At 61.3% G+C, this 7,934-nt stretch carries 8 protein-coding genes; 1 reads left to right on the top strand and 7 read right to left on the bottom strand.

The features are described 5' to 3' along the window. Window positions 1-280: 280 nt before the first annotated feature. The 7 genes from rplL to K3180_RS12975 all read right to left on the bottom strand — a co-directional run bounded on the left by rplL (window position 281) and on the right by K3180_RS12975 (window position 3,309). Window positions 281-658: a 50S ribosomal protein L7/L12 gene (gene rplL / locus K3180_RS12240; protein ID WP_221541234.1), complete on the bottom strand. Its 378-nt coding sequence runs from the start codon at window positions 656-658 to the stop codon at window positions 281-283. Window positions 659-739: 81 nt separating this feature from the next. After that, window positions 740-1,255 carry a 50S ribosomal protein L10 gene (gene rplJ, locus K3180_RS12235; RefSeq protein WP_221541233.1) on the bottom strand — a complete coding sequence of 172 codons (516 nt, stop codon included), beginning with the start codon at window positions 1,253-1,255 and terminating at the stop codon, window positions 740-742. Window positions 1,256-1,577: 322 nt separating this feature from the next. Then, a complete protein-coding gene (locus tag K3180_RS12230; protein WP_221541232.1) occupies window positions 1,578-1,859 on the bottom strand; it encodes a hypothetical protein in 282 nt (93 codons plus the stop codon). Window positions 1,860-2,025: 166 nt separating this feature from the next. Next, window positions 2,026-2,259, bottom strand: a complete 234-nt coding sequence (locus K3180_RS12225) for a hypothetical protein (RefSeq protein ID WP_221541231.1) — start codon at window positions 2,257-2,259, stop codon at window positions 2,026-2,028. 107 nt (window positions 2,260-2,366) lie between these two features. Further along, window positions 2,367-2,609 carry a helix-turn-helix domain-containing protein gene (locus tag K3180_RS12220; RefSeq protein WP_221541230.1) on the bottom strand — a complete coding sequence of 81 codons (243 nt, stop codon included), beginning with the start codon at window positions 2,607-2,609 and terminating at the stop codon, window positions 2,367-2,369. Further along, window positions 2,609-3,154 carry a DUF2975 domain-containing protein gene (locus K3180_RS12215; RefSeq protein ID WP_221541229.1) on the bottom strand — a complete coding sequence of 182 codons (546 nt, stop codon included), beginning with the start codon at window positions 3,152-3,154 and terminating at the stop codon, window positions 2,609-2,611. Before K3180_RS12215 ends, K3180_RS12220 begins: the two co-directional genes overlap by 1 nt. A 23-nt stretch (window positions 3,155-3,177) precedes the next feature. After that, window positions 3,178-3,309 carry a hypothetical protein gene (locus tag K3180_RS12975; RefSeq protein ID WP_282098565.1) on the bottom strand — a complete coding sequence of 44 codons (132 nt, stop codon included), beginning with the start codon at window positions 3,307-3,309 and terminating at the stop codon, window positions 3,178-3,180. Window positions 3,310-3,706: 397 nt separating this feature from the next. Between K3180_RS12975 and rpoB the strand changes: the two genes are divergently transcribed. Further along, window positions 3,707-7,888 carry a DNA-directed RNA polymerase subunit beta gene (rpoB, locus tag K3180_RS12210; protein WP_221541228.1) on the top strand — a complete coding sequence of 1,394 codons (4,182 nt, stop codon included), beginning with the start codon at window positions 3,707-3,709 and terminating at the stop codon, window positions 7,886-7,888. The last annotated feature ends 46 nt before the right edge of the window (window positions 7,889-7,934 follow it).

Genomic DNA, 7,934 nt, shown 5'->3' with positions numbered 1-7,934 from the left:
AAGGCCGGACACATGGGCGCCTCAACAAGCTAAGCTCAGTTCAAATTATCCCTTGCCAACGGAGAGCCGTCCACACACGTCGTTAGAAGAAAGTCTGCTTTCGGCATCGATTGATGAGTTCCGGTCATCCACGCGCATGAGGTGATTCGCGGGCCGCTCAAGTGATCAATTCGTCGGTGGAATTGCACTCGATACCAAAAAGGGCGGCGCCTTGCGGCACCGCCCCTCGGTGATCTCGCGAAACGAGATCGAAGCGTAAGCGCCCTTGCGGGCCTGATGCTTACTTGAGTTCGACGGTACCGCCGGCTGCTTCGATCTTGCCCTTGATTTCTTCGGCTTCAGCCTTGTTGACGCCTTCCTTGAGAGCCTTCGGCGCACCTTCGACGAGGGCCTTGGCTTCGGTGAGGCCCAGGCCGGTGATGGCGCGGACTTCCTTGATGACCTGGATCTTCTTGCCACCATCGCCGGTGAGAATGACGTCGAATTCGTCCTTCTCTTCGGCTGCGGCTTCACCAGCACCGCCACCGGCGGGGCCGGCAACGGCAACAGCAGCGGCGGCGCTTACGCCCCACTCTTCTTCAAGTGCCTTGGCAAGCTCGGCGGCTTCCATGACAGTCAGCTTCGACAGTTCTTCAACAAGCTTGGCGATATCGGCCATGATGTTTCACTCCAAATAAAAGGCCGGGGCGGGTATTGGAAAATGCCCCGATGAATATGTGTTCTATGCGAGAACCAGCTCTTATGCGGCTTCCTTGGCGCCATAGGCACCGAAGACGCGTGCGAGCATCGAGGTGGGTTCCTTGATCGTGCGGACAACCTTGGTTGCCGGCGCGTTGAGGAGGCCCACGATCGTGCCACGAAGTTCGTCGAGGCTGGGCATCGAGGCCAGCGACCTCACACCTGCTTCGTCGAGCTTCTGCGCGCCCATCGATCCGCCGACGATTTCGATCTTGTCGGTGGTCTTGGCGAACTCGACCACAGCCTTGGCTGCGGCGACCGGATCCTCGGAATAACCGAGGGCGGTCGGACCGGTCAGGAATTCGTCGATTCCCTCATAGTCCGTGTCCTTCAGGGCGAGCTTGGCGAGACGGTTCTTCGCAACCTGAAAGGACGCACCGGCTTCACGCATCTTCGTACGCAATTCGGTCGACTGGGCGACCGTAAGGCCCAGGTTGCGGGTCACGACGACCACGCCAGCCTGGTTGAAGACTTCGTTGAGCTGGGCGACCGCGTCGGTTTTCTGCGAACGATCCATGCCATACTCCTTCACTATGACCGGCCGGGACGAATCCCGGACGATCGGCTACGTTTGTCCATGGCGTCAGACGGCGGGGCCGAAAGTCGACACGGGCGGGTCCGTTGATGGGGAAGGAGTGCGCCACTTGGCGCGAAACGGCGGGCACAAGGCCAGCCGGAAATCTCTGTCCCCGTCTAGGCTGGAAATTAAGACCGGCAAATCCCGGTCACCAACTGTCTCGGACGGATGCAAAGGCGAAAATCGAAAGACCCGCCATTGCGTGGCGGGCCTTTAGCGATTTCGGCGCTCCGGTCAAGTCGAAGCTTGATGGGCGCTGCCTTTATTCGGCAGGATAGGCGGGATCGACCGGATCGTCGGCCATCGGTTCTTCGCCCGCGATCGGCTCCGCGGCCGGTTCGATCGGTTCGGGGGCAGGTTCCATATCGGATTGCAGCAGGCCGTCTTCGCCGGGTTCGTATTCGGGGCCGCCTTCCGGGCCGGGACCGGCTTCGGTCACATCGCTGCCGAGATCGGCCGTGTCGCTACCGTCGATGGGTTCGCCGCAGGCGGCGAGACCGACGGCAAAGGCTAGCGGTATGGTGGCAGTCAGTCTGAGTTTCATGGCGGGCTTCTCCTCGTTGTCTTACCCACCAACGGGGGCTGGCAATCACCGTTCCGGCAGTATTGGCCGCGGGCTTTCCGAGCAGGAGTGCGCAAACGAAAAAGGCCCGGTCCGAAGACCGGGCCTCCCGTCAATTCCGTGCGCCGCTTACGCAGCCTTGCGGAAATTATTCGGCTGCCGGAGCTTCTTCGGCGACCGGAGCTTCTTCAGCCATCGGATCGGTCGCGGTTTCTTCGGTCACGGCTTCTTCGGTGGCCAGGGTTTCTTCAGCCATCGGTTCCACCGGAGCCGGTTCGACCACGGTGGTTTCTTCGACCGGAGCTTCTTCGGTTGCGGTTTCGCCGCAGGCGGCGAGGGTCAGCGCAACGGGAAGGGCGGCGACAAGAGCGATCTTCTTCATGGGGTTCTATTCCTATGCGCCATGATCGGCGCGGTCACAAAATAGCCATATTTGCGCGAGTCGGAAATAGGGAAAAATGCACCGGACACGCGCCCGGCGCATTTTTCTCAGTTTCCGCCCTCAGTATAGGAGAGCAGGTCGCCCGGCTGGCACTCCAGTTCGCGGCAGATTGCTTCCAGTGTGGAGAAGCGGATCGCCTTGGCCTTGCCGGTTTTGAGGATCGAAAGGTTGGCGAGGGTGAGGCCGACCCGCTCCGCCAGTTCGGTGAGCGTCATGCGGCGGGCATGGAGCAGATCGTCGAGCCTGACCACGATATGGGTTCCTTCCGGGCCGGATGTCCTGGGGGCCATCACACGGTCCCCTCGAGATCGTCGCGCATCGCGGCTCCGTGGCGGAACACGCGGGCGAGAATGAAGAGGATGATCACCAGCAGGATGCCGGTGAAATCGATATCGCCGTTAAATTCGACATTGGCGTCTTCGACCTCGTCGGCGAACCGGGCGAAATAGATCCCCAGCGCGGCTGCGGGGATCACGAGCAGCTGCGTGGCGAGCATCAGCCAGCCCATGTGTTGCAGCCGCTCGGCATTGGCGGGCTGGAAGGGGTCACCTTCGCCCACGGTCGAGATGATGCGGCGCAGCTTGCCGAAGAAAAAGAACAGCGCGGCCACGATCGCAAGACCGATCAGGAACAGGCCCATCAGCGCGGCGAGGGGGAAGTCGACGATCGCGCCCTGCACCTCGGCGGCGAATTCGGCGGAAACCTCGTCCTGAAAGAAGAGCAGTGCCGGGATCAGGAGCGCGAGTATGATGCCCCCGAATATCATCAGACCTTGCATGAAGAGGCATATGAACTTGCCTGCCAGCAGGAGGGGATCGTTCGGGTGATGGGTCATGGGAATTCTCCGACAGATACGGATCAGGCGAGGCGCGGCATTGCGACCGTCAGGCTTGCTGCCTGGCCGGGCACGGTTACGACGGCGTGGAGGCTGGCGAAGCCCAGGAGCATGGTGGCGAGGGCGGCCAGCGACGAACGTGTAGAGCGGGTCATTTATCGAACTGCTTGATGGTCAATATCGATAAACAATAAGACAAGCCAGAAATATTGTCAATCGGTAATATCGAAAAAAAATATGTAGATTATCGAAAATCGAGATTCCCGGAAATCCGCCGATCTGGCGTTTGACAAAGGCGGGGCAGCTTCCTACATGCCCCCTCGACCGCACGCTTCGAGCGAGTCCGATTCATGCGCGGGGATCGGACACAGGATGGAAGCGGCGTTTCCATATCGCGACGCTTTTCATGAGCTGCAGCTGCCGCCGCTATTGGTGTGCATTCGCTGCGGCCTTTTTGCGTCTCGCGATACGGCTCTCACGCGCATGAGACATGAAATTACAGCTCCTGTCCGCGCGGGAGCACAGGCACATATCAAGAGGTAACTACCCCTTATGGCTACCAAGGCGAAGGCACCCCGCAGCACCGCGTCGGGCACTGCAAAGCGGCGTATCCGCAAGATCTTCGGCGACATCCACGAAGTCGTCGACATGCCCAACCTGATCGAAGTCCAGCGCGAGAGCTACGAACAGTTCCTGCGCTCTGACAAGGCCAGGGGCCATGTCTCGGGCCTCGAAAAGACGCTGCGCTCGGTCTTCCCGCTGCGCGACTTCGCCGGTACCGCCGAACTCGACTTCGTCCATTACGAACTCGAAGCGCCGAAATACGACACCACTGAATGCCGCCAGCGCGGCATCACCTATGCGGCCCCGATGAAGGTCACGCTGCGCCTGATCGTCTTCGAAGTCGACCAGGAAACCGAGACCCGCTCCGTGCTCGATATCAAGGAGCAGGACGTCTATATGGGCGACATGCCGCTGATGACGGACAACGGCACCTTCATCATCAATGGTACTGAGCGCGTCATCGTCTCGCAGATGCACCGTTCGCCGGGTGTGCTGTTCGATCACGATCGCGGCAAAACCCACAGCTCGGGCAAGCTTCTTTTCGCTGCCCGCATCATTCCGTATCGCGGTTCGTGGCTCGATTTCGAATTCGACGCGAAGGACGTGGTCAACGTACGTATCGACCGCAAGCGCAAGCTGCCGGTCACCGCGCTGCTCTATGCGCTCGGCCTCGATAGCGAGGATATCCTCGATCACTTCTACGACAAGGTTACGTGGAAGCGCGCCAAGGATGGCTGGGAAATTCCCTTCGTCGCCGAAAACTGGCGCGGTCAGAAGCCGGCCTTCCCGCTGGTGGATGCCAAGACCGGCGAAGAAGTCTTCGCCGCCGGTCAGAAGATTTCGCCCCGCGCCGCCAATAAGGCTGCCAAGGACGGTCTCGAAACCCTGCTACTGCCGACCGAGGAAGTGTTCGGCCGCTATGCCAGCGCCGATCTGATCGACGAAAGCACCGGCCGCATCTACATCGAAGCGGGCGACGAGGTCTCGGCTGAGAATCTCGAAGTGCTCGACAATGCAGGTGTCGACAGCCTCGAGCTGCTCGACATCGATCACATCACCACCGGTCCGTGGATCCGCAACACGATGAAGGTCGACAAGGCCGAGAACCGTGACGAGGGTCTGGAAGCGATCTACAAGGTCATGCGTCCCGGCGAGCCGCCGACCAAGGAAACCGCCGAAGCGCTGTTCGAAGGCCTGTTCTTCGATCCGGAGCGCTACGACCTTTCCGCCGTTGGCCGCGTCAAGCTCAACATGCGTCTCGATCTCGACGCGGAAGACACCGTGACCACGCTGCGCAAGGAAGACATCCTTGCCGTGGTCAAGGAACTGGTCGACCTGAAGGACGGCAAGGGCGAAGTCGACGACATCGACAACCTCGGCAACCGCCGCGTGCGTTCGGTCGGCGAACTGCTCGAAAACCAATACCGCGTCGGCCTGCTGCGCATGGAGCGCGCGGTTAAGGAGCGCATGAGCTCGGTCGACGTATCGACCGTGATGCCGAACGACCTGATCAATGCGAAGCCCGCGGTCGCTGCGGTGCGCGAATTCTTCGGATCCAGCCAGCTTTCGCAGTTCATGGACCAGACCAACCCGCTGTCGGAAGTCACCCACAAGCGCCGCGTTTCGGCGCTTGGCCCGGGCGGCCTTACCCGCGAGCGTGCGGGTTTCGAAGTCCGCGACGTTCACCCGACGCACTATGGCCGCATCTGCCCGATCGAAACGCCCGAAGGCCCGAACATCGGTCTGATCAACTCGCTTTCCACCTTCGCACGCGTCAACAAGTACGGCTTCATCGAAACGCCGTATCGCAAGGTGAAGGACAACAAGGTCACCGACGAGGTCATCTACCTCTCGGCCATGGAAGAGCAGAAGCACACTGTCGCGCAGGCTTCGGCCGAGCTCGATGAAAATGGCGGCTTCGTGGAAGAGCTGGTCTCGGCACGCCAGAACGGCGACAACCTTATGGCTCCGCGCGACACGATCACGCTGATGGACGTCAGCCCCAAACAGCTCGTTTCGGTTGCCGCATCGCTCATTCCGTTCCTGGAAAACGATGACGCCAACCGCGCGCTGATGGGTTCGAACATGCAGCGCCAGGCCGTTCCGCTGGTCAAGGCCGAAGCGCCCTGGGTCGGCACCGGCATGGAAGAAACCGTGGCGCGCGATTCGGGCGCTGCGATCACCGCCAAGCGCGGCGGCGTGGTCGACCAGGTCGACGCGACACGTATTGTGATCCGTGCGATCGGCGATGTCGAACCCGGCCAGTCGGGCGTCGACATCTATACGCTTCAGAAGTTCCAGCGCTCGAACCAGGACACCTGCATCAACCAGCGTCCGCTGGTGAAGGTGGGCGAAACGGTCGAGGCCGGGGACATCATCGCCGACGGTCCTTCGACCGATCTCGGCGAACTGGCGCTGGGCCGCAACAGCCTCGTCGCCTTCATGCCCTGGAACGGCTACAACTACGAGGATAGTATCCTCATCTCCGAGCGTATCGTGAAGGACGACGTCTTCACCTCGATCCACATCGAGGAATTCGAAGTCATGGCGCGCGACACCAAGCTCGGGCCGGAAGACATCACCCGCGACATCCCGAACGTCGGCGAGGAAGCGCTGCGCAACCTCGACGAGGCGGGCATCGTCTACATCGGTGCCGAAGTGCACCCGGGCGATATCCTGGCGGGCAAGATCACGCCGAAGGGCGAAAGCCCGATGACGCCGGAAGAAAAACTCCTGCGCGCCATCTTCGGCGAAAAGGCCAGCGACGTGCGCGACACCTCGCTTCGCCTGCCGCCGGGCGTTGCCGGTACCGTTGTCGAGGTGCGCGTGTTCAACCGTCACGGTATCGAGATCGACGACCGTACCCGCGCCATCCAGAACGAGGAAATCGAACGCCTCCGCAAGGACGCCGCCGACGAACGCGCTATCCTCAACCGTGCGACCTACAACCGCCTGCGCGACATGCTTGTCGGCCAGACGGCTTCGGCAGCGCCCAAGGGCGTGAAGAAGGGTGTCGAGATCACGGAAGAACTGCTCGAAGGCATCGACCGTCACGAATGGTTCAAGTTCGCCGTTGCGGACGATAGCCGCCAGCAGCAGATCGAAGCGGTCAAGTCGCAGTACGACGAGAGCGTCAAGGTCATCGACGACAAGTTCGAAGACCGTAAGGAAAAGCTCGAGCGTGGCGATGAACTCGCTCCGGGCGTGCTCAAGATGGTCAAGGTCTTCGTCGCGGTGAAGCGCAAGCTGCAGCCGGGCGACAAGATGGCCGGCCGTCACGGGAACAAGGGTGTGATTTCGCGCATCCTGCCGATCGAGGACATGCCGTTCCTCGAAGACGGCACCCCGGTCGACATCGTGCTGAACCCGCTGGGCGTGCCTTCGCGCATGAACGTGGGACAGATCTTCGAAACGCATCTCGGCATGGCGGCCCGTAATCTGGGCCACCAGATCTCCGATGCGCTCGACGAGTGGCACAGGGCCAATCCGAACGCCGCCGAAGACTATTCCAAGGCCAAGCCTCCAGAGGCAGTCATGGAACGCCTACAAGCCGTCTATGGTGATCGTTATGCCGAAGACCTGAAGTCGCGTTCGACCGAGGAAATCGTGGAACTCGCCGGAAACCTGCGTGCAGGCGTCCCGATGGGTACTCCGGTGTTCGACGGTGCCCGCGAAGGCGACGTTACCGTGGAACTGGAAAAGGCGGGTCTCGACGCAGACGGCCAGTCGATCCTGTTCGACGGTCGTACCGGCGAAGCCTTCGACCGCAAGGTGACGGTGGGCATCATCTACATGCTCAAGCTGCACCACCTCGTGGACGACAAGATCCACGCCCGTTCGATCGGCCCCTACAGCCTCGTCACCCAGCAGCCGCTGGGCGGTAAGGCGCAGTTCGGCGGCCAGCGCTTCGGTGAGATGGAGGTCTGGGCGCTCCAGGCCTACGGTGCAGCCTACACGCTGCAGGAAATCCTCACCGTGAAGTCGGACGACGTGATCGGCCGTACCAAGGTCTACGAAGCCATCGTCAAGGGTGACGACACCTTCGAGGCGGGCATTCCGGAGAGCTTCAACGTGCTCGTCAAGGAAATGCGCAGCCTGGGCCTCAATGTCGAACTCAAGTCGCTGTCCGACGACGAGGACGACGACGGCCTCGCGATCGCGGCGGAGTAAGGGGGCCAACCACCCCCTCCGCTTCCCGCCCTTTAGAATTACCCCG

This window comes from Qipengyuania huizhouensis (assembly GCF_019711635.1).
GTDB classification, from domain to species: domain Bacteria; phylum Pseudomonadota; class Alphaproteobacteria; order Sphingomonadales; family Sphingomonadaceae; genus Qipengyuania; species Qipengyuania huizhouensis.
Note: the sequence above shows the minus strand (reverse complement) of the source record. Positions and strands in the feature narration are given on the sequence as shown.

Bases quoted from the DNA above. Each gene is read 5' to 3' on its own strand.
- rplL (WP_221541234.1), bottom strand. From the start codon at position 658: ATGGCCGATATCGCCAAGCTTGTTGAAGAACTGTCGAAGCTGACTGTC.
- rplJ (WP_221541233.1), bottom strand. From the start codon at position 1,255: ATGGATCGTTCGCAGAAAACCGACGCGGTCGCCCAGCTCAACGAAGTC.
- K3180_RS12230 (WP_221541232.1), bottom strand. From the start codon at position 1,859: ATGAAACTCAGACTGACTGCCACCATACCGCTAGCCTTTGCCGTCGGT.
- K3180_RS12225 (WP_221541231.1), bottom strand. From the start codon at position 2,259: ATGAAGAAGATCGCTCTTGTCGCCGCCCTTCCCGTTGCGCTGACCCTC.
- K3180_RS12220 (WP_221541230.1), bottom strand. From the start codon at position 2,609: ATGGCCCCCAGGACATCCGGCCCGGAAGGAACCCATATCGTGGTCAGG.
- K3180_RS12215 (WP_221541229.1), bottom strand. From the start codon at position 3,154: ATGACCCATCACCCGAACGATCCCCTCCTGCTGGCAGGCAAGTTCATA.
- K3180_RS12975 (WP_282098565.1), bottom strand. From the start codon at position 3,309: ATGACCCGCTCTACACGTTCGTCGCTGGCCGCCCTCGCCACCATGCTC.
- rpoB (WP_221541228.1), top strand. From the start codon at position 3,707: ATGGCTACCAAGGCGAAGGCACCCCGCAGCACCGCGTCGGGCACTGCA.